Here is a 14417-nt window from a genome sequence, read left to right on the forward strand (position 1 = left end):
TCAGCGCGTCCGGCCGTGGTGGCGGCCGCGCGGGTGCACGCGCACCCGCCCGGTGCCCGGGTCCGTGCTGACGTCGATCGGCAGGCCGTAGGCGAGCGACAGGTGCTCTGCCGTGAGCACCTCGGCAGGCGGTCCGGAGGCCAGCACGCGGCCCCGGTGCAGCAGGACGACGGAGTCCGCGACGGACGCCGCGTGGTCCAGGTCGTGCAGCACGATGCCGACGGCGGTGCCGTGGTCCTCGGCCAGGTCGCGCACGAGGTCGAGGGTCTCGACCTGGTAGCGCAGGTCGAGGTGGTTGGTGGGCTCGTCCAGCAGCACGACGCCGGTCTCCTGGGCCAGGCAGGTGGCCAGCCAGACGCGCTGGACCTCGCCGCCGGAGAGCTGGTCGACCCCTCTGCGGGCCATGGCGGTCACGCCGGTGATGTCCATCGCGCGGTCGATCGCGGTGTGGTCGGCGTCTGTGAGCGGGGCGAAGCGACGGCGGTGCGGGTGCCTGCCGAACGCCACGACGTCGCGCACCTCGAGCCCTGCCGGGTGCGGGCGGGACTGGGCCAGCAGCGTGACCCGGCGTGCGAACTCGCGCGCGGACAGCGGTGCGGCGTCGACGGCGTCGTCGGGCGTGGGGCCCAGGTTGACGGTCCCCTGCTGCACCGGGTGCAGGCGGGCGAGCGAGCGGAGCACCGTGGACTTGCCGGACCCGTTCGGGCCGACGAGCGCCGTCACGATGCCGGGCGTCAGGTGCACGGCGACACCGTGCACGACGGTGGTGCGCTGGTAGCCCAGGACGAGATCGTCACCACGGAGGGCAGTTGGAGTCACGCAGGTAAGCCTAACCTTACGTTCGCGCAACTCAGACACCCTCTCACCACGCGAGAAAGCGTGGGTGAAAAGGCGTGGGGCAAAGGCGGGGCTGAAAGACACAGTGAACAGGCGCCCCGGAGTTCTGTCTGCCCGCCCGGCGAACCGGGCGAACCGGGCGGGCAGACAGAAGGTCACGCGCTGAGGACCCGCGCCCCTTGCTGGGCCAGCACGCTGAGCTCCGCAGCCTTGAACGCGTGCTCCTGCGTCATCGCCGTCTCCGTGCGCTCGAGGCAGTCGAGGATGAGCTGGCCGAAGTAGGGGAAGCCCACGTTCCCGTCCGCGACGAGGTGGTGCTCGCCCTTGCCGTCGACGAGGAACACGTGGCCGGGGCCCTCGTCGGTGCCGACGTTGGCGTACTTGCGCAGCTCGATGTAGCCGTCGGTGCCGAGCACGAACGTACGCCCGTCGCCCCACGTGCTCAGGCCGTCCGGGGTGAACCAGTCGACCCGGCAGTAGCCGCTGGCACCGTTGTCCATGACGATCGTCGCCTCGCCGAAGTCATCGAGCTCCGGGTGCTCGGGGTGGTGGTAGTTCGCGATCGCCGAGTAGCCGACCTCGGCGTCCTTGGCCCCGGCGAAGTACAGCATCTGCTCGAAGTTGTGGCTGCCGATGTCGCAGAGGATCCCGCCGTACTTCTCCTTCTCGAAGAACCAGTCCGGACGCCCGGTGCCCAGGCGGTGCGGACCGAGGCCCATCACCTGCAGGACCCGGCCGATCGCGCCCTGGTCGATGAGCTGGCCGGCCAGGACCGCCGCCTCGACGTGGATCCGCTCGGAGTAGTAGACGGCGTACTTGCGCCCGGTCCGGGCGGTGGCCTCCCGCGCGGCCGCGAGCTGGTCGAGGGTGGTCAGCGGCGCCTTGTCCGTGAAGTAGTCCTTGCCGGCCTCGATGGCCCGCAGGCCGAGCGCGCAACGCTCCGAGGTGACGGCCGCTCCGGCGACGAGGCGGACCTCGTCGTCGTCCAGGACCTCGTCCTCGCTCCGCGCGACCCGCACGTCCGGAAACTTGGCGCGGAACGCCGCCACCTTCGCCGGGTCCGGGTCGTACACCCACTTGAGCGTCGCTCCGGCGCTGATCAGCCCCTCGCACATGCCGTAGATGTGCCCGTGGTCGAGGCGCACCGCGGCGATGGGGAAGTCGCCGGCGTTCACCACGGGATCGGGGATCGGTTCAGGCGCGTAGGCGGCGCCGCTGGTCGTCGTCATGACGTCTCTCGTCCTGTTCGGTCGGGGCTTCGAGGTTCGGGGCGGGCAGAGCTTCGGGTAGGGCTTCGGGTAGGGCTTCGGGTAGGGCTTCGGGTAGGGCTTCGGGCAGGGCCGGCGCTCAGCTGTCGCCGGCCGCGCTGCTCCCGACGATGATGTCACCGGGCAGGTCGGCCACCGTCGTCGTCTTCTCGAAGAAGTGCGGGGCGCGCTCGACGAGTGTGCCCGCGCGGTAGTACGGGTCGTCCGGCGACAGCGGCAGGTCGACCGTGCGTCGCTCGATACCCGCCTCGTAGATCGCCGTCACGAGCTCGATGGCGCGGCGGCCGTCGGCGCCGTCCACGGCAGGACGACGGCGTTCGCGCACCGCCTCCAGCGTGTCGCCGATCTGCCCGGCGTGGCCCACGTGCGGCAGCGGGCGGTGTGCCGCGGCGAGCGCCTCGATCTTCGCGACCCGGCAGGGGTCGCCACCAGGGGCGGGGAAGCCGTTGGGCTCGGCGACGTCGGCGACGACCTTCCACGGCTGGGACACCCGCGCATACCGCCCGTGGACGACGATCGCCTGCTCCTCGCCGTGGTGCACCACCGAGCTGGTCACCTCGGCCAGGGCCCGGTCGTACTGCAGGACGGCCACGGAGAGGTCCTCGACCTCCGAGTTCTCGTGCTGCGCGTTGGTCAGCACCGCGGTGACGGCACTGGGCGCGCCGAGCATCCAGGACGTGAGGTCCAGGTGGTGGATCGCGTGGTTGAGCGTGCATCCGCCGCCCTCACGCTCCCACGTACCGCGCCACCACAGGTCGTAGTAGGCGGTGCCGCGCCACCAGGACGAGGAGACCTGCGCGTGCGAGACGGGGCCGATCAGGCCCGAGTCCAGCACCTCCTTGAGGGTGGCCATGTCGTCGCGGAAGCGGTTCTGCGCCACGACGGACAGGATCCGGTCGTTCTCGGTGGCGGCCGCGATCATCGCGTCGCATTCCTCGAGCGAGGGAGCCATCGGCTTCTCGACGAGCACGTCGACGCCGGCGCGCAGCGCGGCGATCGTCAGCTCGGCGTGGGTGGACGGCGGCGTCGCGATGCTGACGAGGTCCAGCTCCTCTGCCGCGAGCAGGTCCTCGACCTGCTCGTACGCCCGGGCGGAGGTGAGGCCGAGCTCCGCGCCCAGCGCGGCGGCCTTGCCGGGAGCGATGTCGCACAGGGCGACGATCTCGCACTCTCTCCCGAACCGGCGGTAGCCGTCGATGTGGGTGCGGGAGATCCCGCCGGTCCCGATGATGCCGATCCTGAGCACTGTTCCTCCGCGACGCACTGGTCGTCCTCGACTTATACGTGTCACTGGTGATACGTGTCACTATGGTTGTGCTCGGGTCGGCCACTGTCAAGGGAGGCCGCCGTCAAGGAGTGGAGAGTCGTGAGCGCTGCAGTTCCCCCGACGAGTCGCGACGTCGCGCGCCTCGCGGGCGTGTCCCAGGCCACGGTGTCGTACGTGCTCACCGGGAAGGGGGCGATCTCTCCCGCCACCCGCGAGCGTGTCCTGAAGGTCGCCGAGTCGATCGGCTACCGTCCGAACCTCGCCGCGCGGTCGATGCGGACGCGGCGATCCGGGCGGCTCGCCGTGATCACCGGCGTCGTCGCCGTCGGCAACCAGATGCGGATGCTCACCGGTGCGAGCCGGGCGGCCGACGAGGCCGGGTACGCCATGGAGACCAGCAGCGTCGACGGCACGGTCGAGGACCGGACCGAACGGGTGCTCGAGCTGGCGGCCGGCGGGCAGTACGAGGGCATCCTGACGTTCGTCCCGGTGCTTCCCGAGGCGTTGTCGGACGGCGGGGACACCCCTCCGGTCCTGGCCGCCACGGCGTTCGACGAGCAGATGCACAGTGCGGGCGAGCTGGCCCAGGCCGACCTCATGGAGGTCTTCGTCCACGCGCTCGTCGCGGCCGGCCACCGCAGGTTCCTGCACGTCGCAGGGTCGCAGGAGTTCGCCTCCGCCCGCGCACGCCGCGACACCTACCTCGCCTGCCTGGCGGGGCTGCAGAGCGTGCAGGGCCTCGACGCCGAGTCGCTGGGCGTGGTCGGCGGCGAGTGGTCGGCGGAGTCCGCACGGCAGGCGGTGCTCGCTCTGCCCGACGACGCGCCGCCCGTCGCCGTGCTCGCGGCCAACGACATGCTGGCGATCGGCGTCCTGCGCGGTGCCGCCGAGCGCGGGTGGTCGGTACCCGGCGACGTCGTCGTGACCGGGTGGGACAACGCGGCGTTCGGCGCCTACACCATGCCGTCGCTCACGACCGTCGACGTCGACTTCCAGGCGGCCGGGCGCCACGCCATGCACCTGCTGATCGCGGCGCTCCGGGGCGAGGCGCCACCGGCCCGCGGCCCTGCCCTCCAGCGCATCGTCTGGCGGGAGTCGTCGGGCGCCGCCCGGCCGCCGCGCTGACGGATCTCCTCCGGCTCCCCCTTGACCAGGGGCGCCGGTCGGCGCAGCGTGAGAGGTGACGGCAGCGCCGTCCGGACGCTGCTGACGAGCAGAGGGAGTCCGCCATGTACATCCGCAGTACCGAGATCCAGGGTGAACCCGCCAGTATCGACGCCGGGTTGAGCCTCGTTCGTGACGAGATCTTCCCGGCGGTCTCCGCGATGGACGGCTGTGTCGGGATGTCGATGCTGGTCGACCGGCAGAGCGGTCGGTGCATCACCACGACGGCGTGGTCGTCCGAGGACGCGATGCAGGCGAGCGCCCCCTCCGTGCGCCCCCTGCGCGACCGTGCCGAGCGGGCGCTGGGCAGCACCTCCGGCAGATACGTCCACGAGTGGGAGGTCGCCGTCGTCCACCGCGACCACGCCACGCCCGACGGCGCCTGCGCCCGGCTCACCTGGCTGAGCGGCGGCGATCTGCACATGGTCGACAACGCCATCGACATGTACCGGATGGTCGTCGTCCCGCAGATCCAGGACCTGAGCGGGTTCTGCAGCGCCAGCCTGATGATCGACCGGGAGACCGGCCGGGTGGTCAGCACCGCCGCATTCGACAGCCGTGAGGCGCTCGAGGCCAGCCGTGAGACCAGCGCCGGTATCCGCGAACGAGTCGTCGCGGAGCTGGGCGCCGTCGTCGACAGCGTCGAGGAGATGGAGATCGCGTTCGCTCACCTCCACGTACCCGAGATGGCCTGACGGCGGCGGCCGGGCAGGTCGGGGCAGGGCCGGGTCAGGTCAGGTCAGGTCAGGTCAGGTCCACCTCGGCGCGCGGGCCGAGCAGCACCGGCCGGTCCGGCCCGCCGTCCGGCGACGGCTCGAAGACGAGCTCCGTGAGCCACATCTGCCGGCCCGGGACGGACGTGCCGATCGCGTCGGGCGGCCAGGCGTGGTGCAGGTACCAGGTGCGCCCGCCCCGCTCGACGACGACGCCGTGCCCCGGGCCCGCGGCGACGTCGTTGGACACCATGATCGGGGTGTCCTGCGGTTTGAGGTACGGGCCCGTCGCGTGGTCCGCCACGGCGTAGCCCACCGCGTACCGGTCCGTGGCGAACGCGTTGCCCGAGTAGAAGAGGTAGTACCGGCCGCCGTGCGGCCAGATGTACGGGCCCTCGACGATCTCGCCCTCCCACTCCTGGTCCTGCCGCAGGACGCGGAGCGGCTCGCCCTCGAGCCGCAGGCCGTCGTCGGACAGCCGCTGCACGAAGATCCATGTGTCGACACCCGCGTGGTTGCCGTCGTTCTTCCAGATCAGCAACCGCGTCCCGTCGCCGTCGACGAACGGTGAGGCGTCGATCGAACCGCCCTCGGCGTCCTGGCACAGCAGCGGACGCTCGGACTCGTCTCGGAACGGGCCCTGCGGCGCGTCCGCGACGGCCACACCGACGGCCTGCACGTCGGTGAGCCTGTCGTGCGCCGTGTAGTAGACGACGTACCGCTCCCCCACGGCGGCGACCTCCGGCGCCCAGGTCCGCCCCGGCTCCACCCACGACGCCAGGTCGGGCATGCCGTCGCCGACCTCTGTCCAGTGCACGAGGTCCGGCGAGCGCAGCACCGGCATCGCCTCGGTCGCGTTGTTCGTCGCGTACGCCCAGTAGGTCCCGTCGACCTCCAGCACGGCCGGGTCGGGGAAGTTGGAGTCGTACACAGGATTGGAGTCGTTCACAGGATTGGAGTCGTTCACAGGGTTCGTCACCATCGTCGTTCCCGTCCTCTCGCTCGACACAGCTCCCGGCCTCGGCACACGCTCCGGCCGGGCCGCCCAGAAGAAATCGTCGACCGCCTGCCCCACCGTGGTCCCGGACCCGATGACCAACTCGCCCTGGACCCCGAGCCGGTCGTCCGGCACCCACCACGCGGCCATCTCGTCGGTGGTGAACTGCCTCGCCTGCGGCCGGGTCGCGTGCCGGCGGACCGCCTCGTCGAACGAGACGTCCAGGAACCCGAACACGGTGGTCCCGGCGTGGTCGCGGCCGAGCGTGCGGAGCATGTCCCCGTACCGCGCGGCGGTCAGGCGCGTCTCGTGGCTCCCGGTCACGCCCGCTCGGCCGCGGCGACCGGCCGCAGGTGTGTCTCGTCCGGGAGCGGGATGCCGAAGCCCGGAGCGTCGTCGAGCCGCAGGACGCCGTCCACCGGACGGAGCAGCCGCGGGTCGACGCCGGCCACCTCCCCCGGAACGCCCTCGACGACCTCCACGTTGCCGAGGCCCGCCGCGAGGTGCGCGGCGTAGCGGGTCTTCAACGGCCGTCCCCACGCGTGCGGCGAGCCGTGCACGCCCGCCGCGGCGAGCTCGGGCATGAGCCCCCGCCACGCGGTGAGGCCGTAGGACATCACGTCCATGAGCAGGACGTCGATCGCGCCCGCGGCGGCTACCGGCAGCAGCGCGGCGACGTCGGGCGAGGTCTCTCCCTCGGCGATCCGCGTCTCCGGTGAGTGCGTGTCGAGCCACGAGCGGAGCGCCTTGAGATCGTCCGCGTCGTCGAGGAAGGGCTCCTCGACCCAGTACAGCCCCACGTCGGCGACCGCCTCGAGATAGGTGAGGAAACCGTCGAGGTCGTAGCCGTCGTTGGCGTCGACGAGGATGCGGGCGTCCGGGAACGCCTCACGGACCGCGCGGGTCACCTCGATGTCGCGCGCGTCGCCCCGGTCCCGGGGCAGCCACAGGTTCCCCCGGCCGATCTTGAGCTTGAAGTCCCGGTAGCCCAGAGCCGCGTCCGCGCGGCACTCGTCGAGCAGGACGTCGATCCCCCGCGGAGCCTCCTCCGGGTCCAGGTCGTCGAAGTAGATCGCGCCGTCGTAGAGCTGGACGTCCGTCGACCCGTGCCCCCCGAGCAGCGCGTGCACGGGAGCGTCGAGCACGACGCCGAGCAGGTCGTGCAGGGCGATGTCGAGCCAGCGGTCCGCCTCGTCGAGCACGCCGACCGCCGGGTCGATCAGCTCCGAGAGCGGGCGGCCCTCCACCCGGCCGACGTCGCCGGGCGGCCCCTCGACCAGGCCCCACCCGGTGCGGCCGTCGTCGGTGACCAGCACCGCGACGTGCGAGCCGGGGCCTGCGCCGTGGCTGCCGAGCCGGGCGTTGCGCCCCACCGTCCGCGGGTAGCGGGTGGCGAGCTGAGCGAGCCGGACGGAACGGATGCGAGGGTCGGAGGTACCCATGGAGTCCAATCAGGTGTCGTGGGACGAGGTGTCGTGGGACGAGGTGTCGTGGGACGAGGTGTCCAGGGAGTTCGGATGGGAAGGCGTCGCCGCGCCGAGCGCGACGGAGATGAGGGCGGCGGTGCGGCACACCGCGGCGACGATCGTGGGCTGGGCGGCGATGATGCGGTCGCGCGGCCCGGCGGTGCTGATGGCGGCGACCGGCCTCCCGTCGGCGCCACGAATCGGCGCGGCGACGCAGCGGACGCCGGGCTCGCGCTCCGCGTCGTCGAGCGCCCAGCCCCGGTCCCTGATGCGGTCGAGCTCGGCGCGCAGCGCCGCGGCGGAGGTCAGCGTCGTCGGGGTGTAGCCCGTCAGCGCGATGCGGTCGATGACCGACCCGGCCTCGGCGTCCGGCAGTGCCGACAGGTAGGCCTTGCCGAGACCTGACGCGTGCAGGGGTGCCCGGCTGCCGAGCTTGGAGACCACCTTCACCACCTGCGGCCCCTCCTCCTGCATGACGTAGCACATCTGGTCGTCGTCGAAGACGGCGATGAACGCCGTCTCCTCGGTCTGCCGGACGAGCTCCCGGAGCGGCTCGGGCCCGACGGCGTAGATGTCGAGGCCGTCCAGCGCCTGCAGGCCCAGCCGCATCAGGACCGGCCCGAGGCGCAGCTCCGCCTCGCCCACCACGTAGCCGCGTTCTCGCAGCATGCCGACGATGCGGTACGCCGCGCTGCGGCTGAGACCGAGGTCCGCCGAAAGGCGCTGGACGGTCGCGTCCGGCGTCGCGGCGATCCATTCGATGATGTCGAGGCCACGTGCGAGGGTGCCGGCGGTACCGCCGTCGGCCGAGGTCCGGGTGCTCGTGTCAGTCACGCGGCCATTCTCTCCTGCTGCCCGCTCATCCCTTGAGACCCGACCGGGCGACACCGGCGATGACGAACCGCTGCACGAACGCGAACAGGATGAGCACGGGGATGCTCGCGATCGCCGCGCCCGCCATGACCGCGGGAAAGTCGGTGGCGTAGGCGCCGCGCAGGGTGGCCAGCCCGGCGGGCAGCGTCAGCTGCTCGGGGTTGAACAGCACGTAGAGCGGCCAGAGGAAGTCGTTCCAGCTGCCGAGGAACGACAGGAGACCGAGGGTCGCGAGCGGTGCCTTGGACAGCGGCAGCACCACGCGGACGAAGATCTGCCAGCGGTTGGCGCCGTCGATGAGCGCCGCCTCCTCCAGCTCCGCCGGGATGCTCGCGAAGAACTGGGTGAGGAAGAAGACGCCGAACGCGCTCGCCGCACCCGGCACGACGAGTGCCCAGAGGCTGTCGAGCCAGCCGAGCCCGTCGACGATCAGGTAGTTCGGCATCAGGAAGACGAACCCCGGGACGAACAGCGTGGCGATGATGAGCGCGAACATCAGGCGCCGGCCCGGGAACCGCATCCGGGCCAGGGGGTATGCGGCCGCCGACGCCGTGACGAGCACCAGGGCCGTGTGCAGCACACCGACGAGCACCGAGTTGCCGAGCCAGCGCAGCAGCGGCGCCTGCGCGTCGGCGAACAGCCTGGTGTAACCCTCGACGGTCGGTGCGGGTGGTATCCACTCCGGCGGCAGGGCCGTGGCGTCGCCGGTCGTCTTGAACGACGTCGACAGCATCCACAACAGCGGGGCCAGGATGAGCACGGACAGGATGAGCAGCATGGCGTAGAGCAGCAGGGTGCCGACGACGCCGCGGCCCGTCGCCTCGTCGCGACGACGTCGGGCGGCGGGATGCCGCGGTGCCGCTGGTCGGGTGGTGCTGCCGGGGGGAACGACGGTGGTCGCCACGTCAGCTCTCCTTCTGTCGCAGGAAGAGGAAGTTCAGGGCGCTGATGACGATCAGCAGCAGGGCGAGGAGGTAGCTCATCGCGGCGGCGAGGCCCATCCGGAACTGCTCCAGGCCGACCTCGGCGATGAACATGATCGCCGTGCGGGTCTCGTTGGACGGATTGCCCGAGGTGAGCAGGTAGGACTGGCCGAACATGTTCGCCGAGGCGAGCACCGTCATCGTCAGGACGAAGAGGATGACCGGCCGCATCTGCGGGATCGTGACGTGCACGAACCGCTGCCAGCGGCCCGCGCCGTCGACCTTGGCGGCGTCGTAGAGCGCCTCGTCGACGTTCTGCAGCCCCGCCAGGTAGACCACGGAGTTGAAGCCCATGGTCCACCAGACCGTCACACCCACCAGCGAGACCCAGACCCAGGGCGTGGCGGTCAGCCACGGCACCGCCTCGGTGATGCCGAGCTCGGCCAGATAGCCGTTCACGAGGCCGGTGTTGCCGTTGAGCAGGTACTGCCAGAGCAGGCCGACCACGCTCACGCCCAGCACGTACGGCGCGAAGAAGACGGCGCGGAAGAAGGTACGGCCGCGGAACCGCTGGTTGAGCAGGAGCGCGAGGCCGAGCGGGATCGCCATGAGCAGCGGGACGGAGAGCAGCACGAACAGTCCCGTCGCCCGCATGCTCTCCCAGAACTGCTGCGCGACGAGCGCGTCCGGGGTGAACAGGTCGACGTAGTTCTGCAGCCCGACGAACGGCCGGTCGGGCAGGAAGAAGTCCCAGTTGTGCAGGCTCATCCAGAGCCCCGAGACAGCCGGGGCCAGCACGAACGTGCCGAAGATCAGCAGGAACGGCGCGAGGAAAGCGTACGGCGTCCAGGGGCGAGGGCGGTGCGGCGGACCGGTACGGCGGCTCGGACCGGTGCCGCGGCTCGGGGTGGTGCTGCGGCTCGGGGCGGTGATCGTGGCCATCTCAGACCCTCCCGTACTTCTCGGCGTTCTCCTGGAGCAGGAAGGACGCCTGGGTCGTCGCGGTCTCCAACGCTTGGCGCGCGTCGCCGAGCGAGAGCAGCGCGTCACCGATCGCGGGGTACAGGATGGTCGTCTGCACCTCCGCGATCCCCGGCACCAGCGGGTAGAACCGGATGTGCTCCACCCCCTCGGCCACGTGTGACTGCGCTGTCAGTTCAGCCAGCTCGGGCGAGTCCAGGATCGGCAGACGCGCGGGAACCGGGCCCGCCGTCGCCCAGCCGATCGAGTTCGCGAGGATCCAGCCGAGGAACGTCACGACGGCGGCCAGCCGGTCGGCGTCGAAGCTCGGCTGGCGGGCCACCACGAACTGGTGCGAGCCGGAGAACGCGGCCCGCTGACTGCCGATCTGCGGGAGCGGGGCGACGTCCCAGTCGAGCCCGTCGACCGAGCCGAGGTCGTTGATGAGGGCGCCGGGGCCGCCCCAGAGGAACGCGTTCTGGTCGTTCTTGAATGCCATCGACGCGTCCGAGCCACTGACGTTGCGCGGGCTCCAGCCCGCCCCGATGAGGGACTGCTGCCAGGTGAGCGCGTCCACGCCGGGCTGGCCGGCGAACGTCGCGGCACGCCCGGCGTCGTCGTAGTGCTCACCACCGAACTGCCAGAGCAGCGAGTCGAAGCCGCGGCCGACACCCTGCGGGTCGACCGCCGGGAGCCAGTGGCCCTTGACCCCGGCCGATGCCAAGGCGTCCAGTGCGTGCTCGTACGCGGTGCGATCCGCCGGCGGGACGTCCGGATCCAGTCCCGCCTGTTCCAGCACCCGGCGGTTGTAGAACAGCGAGTCGGGCCACATGTCCAACGGCAGCGACCAGCGCTGGTCGCGGTAGACGCCGGAGCCCCAGACGACCGGGAGGTAGTCGGACTCCGTGAGGCCGACGGTGCCGAGGATCTCGTCGACCGGCATGATCACCTTCCGCGCGGCGTTGGTCGCCACCTGGAAGTTGTGCATGAGGGCGAAGTCCGGCGCCAGCCCGCTCGTGACCGCCGCCGGGAACTTCTGGTAGAAGTCGCTCCACGGCAGGGCATACATGTCGATGGCGATGTGCGGGTTCTCCCGCGTGAACTCGGCGATCAGCGTCCGCATGACCGGCCCGTCACCGCCGGTGAGCCCGTTCCAGAACTTCAGCCTGACCGGCGGGCCGTCGTAGGCCGCCGGGACCTGCGGGAGCCGTGCGGTCCCGATCGTCGGCGCGCAGCCGGCGATCGCTGCGGCGACGCCGGCGATCCCGCCCACTCCGAGCGCCCGCAGCACCGCGCGGCGCGTCATCGTACTCATCTCCACATCTCCACCCCGTTGTGTGCAGTCCCACTGATCGGGACCGCTGTGTCGATGAACGGGACAGTAGCGAAAGCAAGCGGACCCGTCAACGGGTCCCCGCCAACGGATCCCCCACCACCGTAGGGTCGTTGCCGCGGCTAACTATCTGACAGGATGTTCGCGTGACGAGCACGGGCGACCCAGGAGACGATCCGGACTTCCGCTTCCGCGACATCGCCGTCGTCGCGTACCTGCCGTCGGTCGTCAGCTCGATCGGTCACGGCGCCGTGCTGCCGGTGCTGGCGATCCACGCCAGGGACCTCGGGGCGACCACCGCCGTGGCCGCGTTCGTCGTCGCACTGCTGGGGATCGGGCAGCTGGCCAACTCCCTCCCGTCGGGCGCGCTGGTGGCCCGCCTCGGCGAGCGCCGCACCCTCGTGATCGCCGGGCTCGTCGATGCGGCGGCCATGGTCGCCGCGTTCCTGGTGCCCTCGGTCTGGCTGCTGTGCCTGTGCGTCTTCGTCAGCGGTATGAGCTGGACGGCGTTCCTGCTGGCCCGCCAGGGGTTCCTGATCGACGCGGTACCGGTCAGCCACCGGGCGCGCGGGATGGCACTGCTGGGCGGGTCGATGCGCCTGGGCGTGCTGATCGGCCCGCTGCTCGGGGCACTCCTGATCCACCTGCTCGGGGTCCGCTCGGTGTTCGTGCTCGCGGCGTGCGCCTCGCTCGCCTCGGCGCTCATCGTGACCCGCATGCCGGACTTCGGGCGCGTGGGGCGCAGCACCACCCCGCTTCCGGTGCACTCCGTGCTGTGGGCGCACCGCCGCACGCTCCTGACCCTCGGCGTGGCGGTCATCATCATCGGCGCCTCGCGCTCGGTGCGCACGGGCCTGCTGCCGCTGTGGGCCGATCACGTCCACATCTCGGCGGCGGTGGTCTCCCTGCTCTTCGCGGTGGCCGCGACCATCGACATCGCACTGACCCTGCCAGGCGGCTGGCTGCTCGACACCCGCGGCCGGCAGGTGGTGGCGGTGCCGGTGGTCCTCGCCGTCGGCGTCGGCTGCCTGCTGCTGCCGCTGACCGACTCCGCGCTCGGCGTCGGCCTGGTGATGGCGGTCATCGCGCTCGGCAACGGGCTCGGCTCGGGCATCGTGATGACCCTGGGTGCCGACGCCGCGCCACAGGAAGGCCGCGCGCAGTTCCTCGGCGGCTGGCGGCTGTGCGGGGACATCGGCAACACGGGCGGGCCGCTGCTCGTCTCCGCGGTGGCCGCGGTCGCACCCCTGGCCGCCGCGCCGGTGCTCATCGGCGTGCTGGCACTGCTCGGCGCGATCTGGGTCGGCCACTGGACGGGCAAGGCCGACCGGAAGCGCCGCGGGTAGCGTTCACTCTCGCTTGTTGCAACGTGCGACGTGGCGGCCGACGGGCTCCCAGCCCGGCAACTGAGCCTCGGCGTCACCGACGTTCCGCGGCCGCCGCCCGGCTCGTGCGCAGGTGTTCGCGGGCGAGCCGGGCGGCGGTCTCCGGGTCGCCGTCGCGGACGGCATCGAGCAGCGCCCGGTGCTCGCCGGCGATGCCCTCGAGGTCGGAGTGCTGGGCCAGCAGCCACCGCACCCGGCTGGCCGTGACGGCGTGGAGCTCGGCGAGCACGGGGTTGCCCGCGGCGCTCACCACCGCCTCGTGAAAGTCCGCCGCCGCCCGCCGTGCCCCCGGCCCGTCCCCCTCGGCCGCCGCGGCCGCCTCGCGCTCCCACGCCTCCGTCATCGCCGCGAGCTGCTCCGGCGTCCGGCGCTGAGCGGCGAGCCGGAAGTGCAGCGGGTCGGTGGCTTCGCGCACCTCCTGCAGGTGCGCGACGTCGGCGTCGGTGAACTCCCGCACGACCGCCCAGCTGCGCGGCCGCGGGGTCACCAGCCCCTCCCCGACGAGCGCGCGCAGCGCGTCCCGCACCGGGATGCGGGACACGCCGAGCTCCGCCGCAAGGTCCCGCTCGACGAGCCGGCTGCCGGGCTTGCGCGTGCCGTCGACGATCTGCTCCCGCACGGCGCGCGCGATGCGGGCCGACTCGGGCTCGAAGGCGCTCACCGGGCCAGCTTCAGCTTCGGCATCGGCATCGGCATCGGCATCGACTGACGGCATGGCCATGGCGCCATCCTGCCAGGACGGCCCCCGCTAGCACATTTGGGATACCATTTCTCGCATGCCTTCCCCCACCTCTGCCGCCACCCCCGTCACCGTCCTGCGCGACGTGCGCCCCTGGGGCGGCGAGCGCAGCGACCTGTACATCGCGGACGGGGTGATCACGGCCGTCGTCCCGCACGACCCGGCCGGGCACGCCGCCGGTGACGCGTCCGAGAACGCAGCCGACGTCGGTGGCGGCAGGACTGTCGGCACGGCTGTCGGCACGGCTGTCGGCGCGGCTGTCGGCAGGGCGGCTACGGACGGCGACGGCGCCGTCGACGGCGCCGGGCTGCTCGCGCTGCCCGGGCTGGTCAACGCGCACGCCCACGTGGACAAGTCCTGGTGGGGCAAGCCGTGGGTGAGCTACGGCGGTGAGGGCGGGGTGCAGGGCCGCATCGCGCACGAGCGGTCCCACCGCGACGAGCTCGGCATCCCAGGCGTCGACGTGACGCTCGCCGTGCTGCGCGAGTCCGT

Annotated in this window: 13 protein-coding genes; 3 read left to right on the top strand and 10 right to left on the bottom strand. The window is 71.9% G+C overall.

Annotation, left to right across the window (positions count from 1 at the left end; genetic code table 11):
- The 3 genes from LUU90_RS01805 to LUU90_RS01815 form a co-directional block, all read right to left on the bottom strand.
- Positions 1 to 819: an ABC transporter ATP-binding protein gene (locus LUU90_RS01805; protein ID WP_275001522.1), complete on the bottom strand. Its 819-nt coding sequence runs from the start codon at positions 817 to 819 to the stop codon at positions 1 to 3.
- Between the two features lie 173 nt (positions 820 to 992).
- Positions 993 to 2066, bottom strand: a complete 1074-nt coding sequence (locus tag LUU90_RS01810) for a Gfo/Idh/MocA family protein (RefSeq protein ID WP_275001523.1) — start codon at positions 2064 to 2066, stop codon at positions 993 to 995.
- Between the two features lie 118 nt (positions 2067 to 2184).
- On the bottom strand, positions 2185 to 3351 hold the full coding sequence (locus LUU90_RS01815; RefSeq protein ID WP_275001524.1) for a Gfo/Idh/MocA family protein: 1167 nt from the start codon (positions 3349 to 3351) through the stop codon (positions 2185 to 2187).
- Between the two features lie 120 nt (positions 3352 to 3471).
- Here LUU90_RS01815 and LUU90_RS01820 point away from each other — a divergent pair, with 120 nt between their 5' ends.
- Positions 3472 to 4497, top strand: coding sequence for a LacI family DNA-binding transcriptional regulator (locus tag LUU90_RS01820; RefSeq protein WP_275001525.1), 1026 nt, complete (start codon positions 3472 to 3474; stop codon positions 4495 to 4497).
- Positions 4498 to 4601: 104 nt separating this feature from the next.
- Positions 4602 to 5231, top strand: coding sequence for a hypothetical protein (locus LUU90_RS01825; protein WP_275001526.1), 630 nt, complete (start codon positions 4602 to 4604; stop codon positions 5229 to 5231).
- 49 nt (positions 5232 to 5280) lie between these two features.
- Here the strand turns inward: LUU90_RS01825 and LUU90_RS01830 are convergent, their stop codons facing one another.
- From LUU90_RS01830 to LUU90_RS01855, 6 genes are read right to left on the bottom strand one after another with little or no spacing between them, the layout of a single operon-like run.
- A complete protein-coding gene (locus LUU90_RS01830) occupies positions 5281 to 6570 on the bottom strand; it encodes a family 43 glycosylhydrolase (RefSeq protein ID WP_275001528.1) in 1290 nt (429 codons plus the stop codon).
- Positions 6567 to 7688, bottom strand: a complete 1122-nt coding sequence (locus tag LUU90_RS01835; protein ID WP_275001529.1) for a mandelate racemase/muconate lactonizing enzyme family protein — start codon at positions 7686 to 7688, stop codon at positions 6567 to 6569. Before LUU90_RS01835 ends, LUU90_RS01830 begins: the two co-directional genes overlap by 4 nt.
- A gap of 9 nt (positions 7689 to 7697) precedes the next feature.
- Complete coding sequence (locus tag LUU90_RS01840) at positions 7698 to 8546, bottom strand: IclR family transcriptional regulator (RefSeq protein WP_275001530.1); 849 nt, start codon at positions 8544 to 8546, stop codon at positions 7698 to 7700.
- Positions 8547 to 8571: 25 nt separating this feature from the next.
- A complete protein-coding gene (locus LUU90_RS01845; RefSeq protein ID WP_275001531.1) occupies positions 8572 to 9489 on the bottom strand; it encodes a carbohydrate ABC transporter permease in 918 nt (305 codons plus the stop codon).
- 1 nt (position 9490) lies between these two features.
- Positions 9491 to 10450, bottom strand: coding sequence for a carbohydrate ABC transporter permease (locus tag LUU90_RS01850; RefSeq protein ID WP_275001532.1), 960 nt, complete (start codon positions 10448 to 10450; stop codon positions 9491 to 9493).
- Position 10451: 1 nt separating this feature from the next.
- Positions 10452 to 11783, bottom strand: a complete 1332-nt coding sequence (locus LUU90_RS01855; RefSeq protein WP_275001533.1) for an extracellular solute-binding protein — start codon at positions 11781 to 11783, stop codon at positions 10452 to 10454.
- A gap of 164 nt (positions 11784 to 11947) precedes the next feature.
- Here LUU90_RS01855 and LUU90_RS01860 point away from each other — a divergent pair, with 164 nt between their 5' ends.
- Entirely contained in the window at positions 11948 to 13147 is a 1200-nt protein-coding gene (locus LUU90_RS01860) for an MFS transporter (protein WP_275001534.1), read from the top strand.
- A gap of 73 nt (positions 13148 to 13220) precedes the next feature.
- On the opposite strand, the gene LUU90_RS01865 is transcribed toward LUU90_RS01860, so the two are convergent.
- Complete coding sequence (locus LUU90_RS01865) at positions 13221 to 13907, bottom strand: GntR family transcriptional regulator (protein WP_275001535.1); 687 nt, start codon at positions 13905 to 13907, stop codon at positions 13221 to 13223.
- Between the last annotated feature and the right edge of the window lie 510 nt (positions 13908 to 14417).

The organism is Promicromonospora iranensis (genome assembly GCF_028994775.1).
GTDB classification, from domain to species: domain Bacteria; phylum Actinomycetota; class Actinomycetes; order Actinomycetales; family Cellulomonadaceae; genus Promicromonospora; species Promicromonospora iranensis_A.

Coding starts and splice junctions, on each gene's coding strand:
- LUU90_RS01810 (WP_275001523.1), bottom strand. CDS start 2,066: ATGACGACGACCAGCGGCGCCGCCTACGCGCCTGAACCGATCCCCGAT.
- LUU90_RS01825 (WP_275001526.1), top strand. CDS start 4,602: ATGTACATCCGCAGTACCGAGATCCAGGGTGAACCCGCCAGTATCGAC.
- LUU90_RS01835 (WP_275001529.1), bottom strand. CDS start 7,688: ATGGGTACCTCCGACCCTCGCATCCGTTCCGTCCGGCTCGCTCAGCTC.
- LUU90_RS01850 (WP_275001532.1), bottom strand. CDS start 10,450: ATGGCCACGATCACCGCCCCGAGCCGCAGCACCACCCCGAGCCGCGGC.
- LUU90_RS01855 (WP_275001533.1), bottom strand. CDS start 11,783: ATGAGTACGATGACGCGCCGCGCGGTGCTGCGGGCGCTCGGAGTGGGC.
- LUU90_RS01865 (WP_275001535.1), bottom strand. CDS start 13,907: ATGGCCATGCCGTCAGTCGATGCCGATGCCGATGCCGATGCCGAAGCT.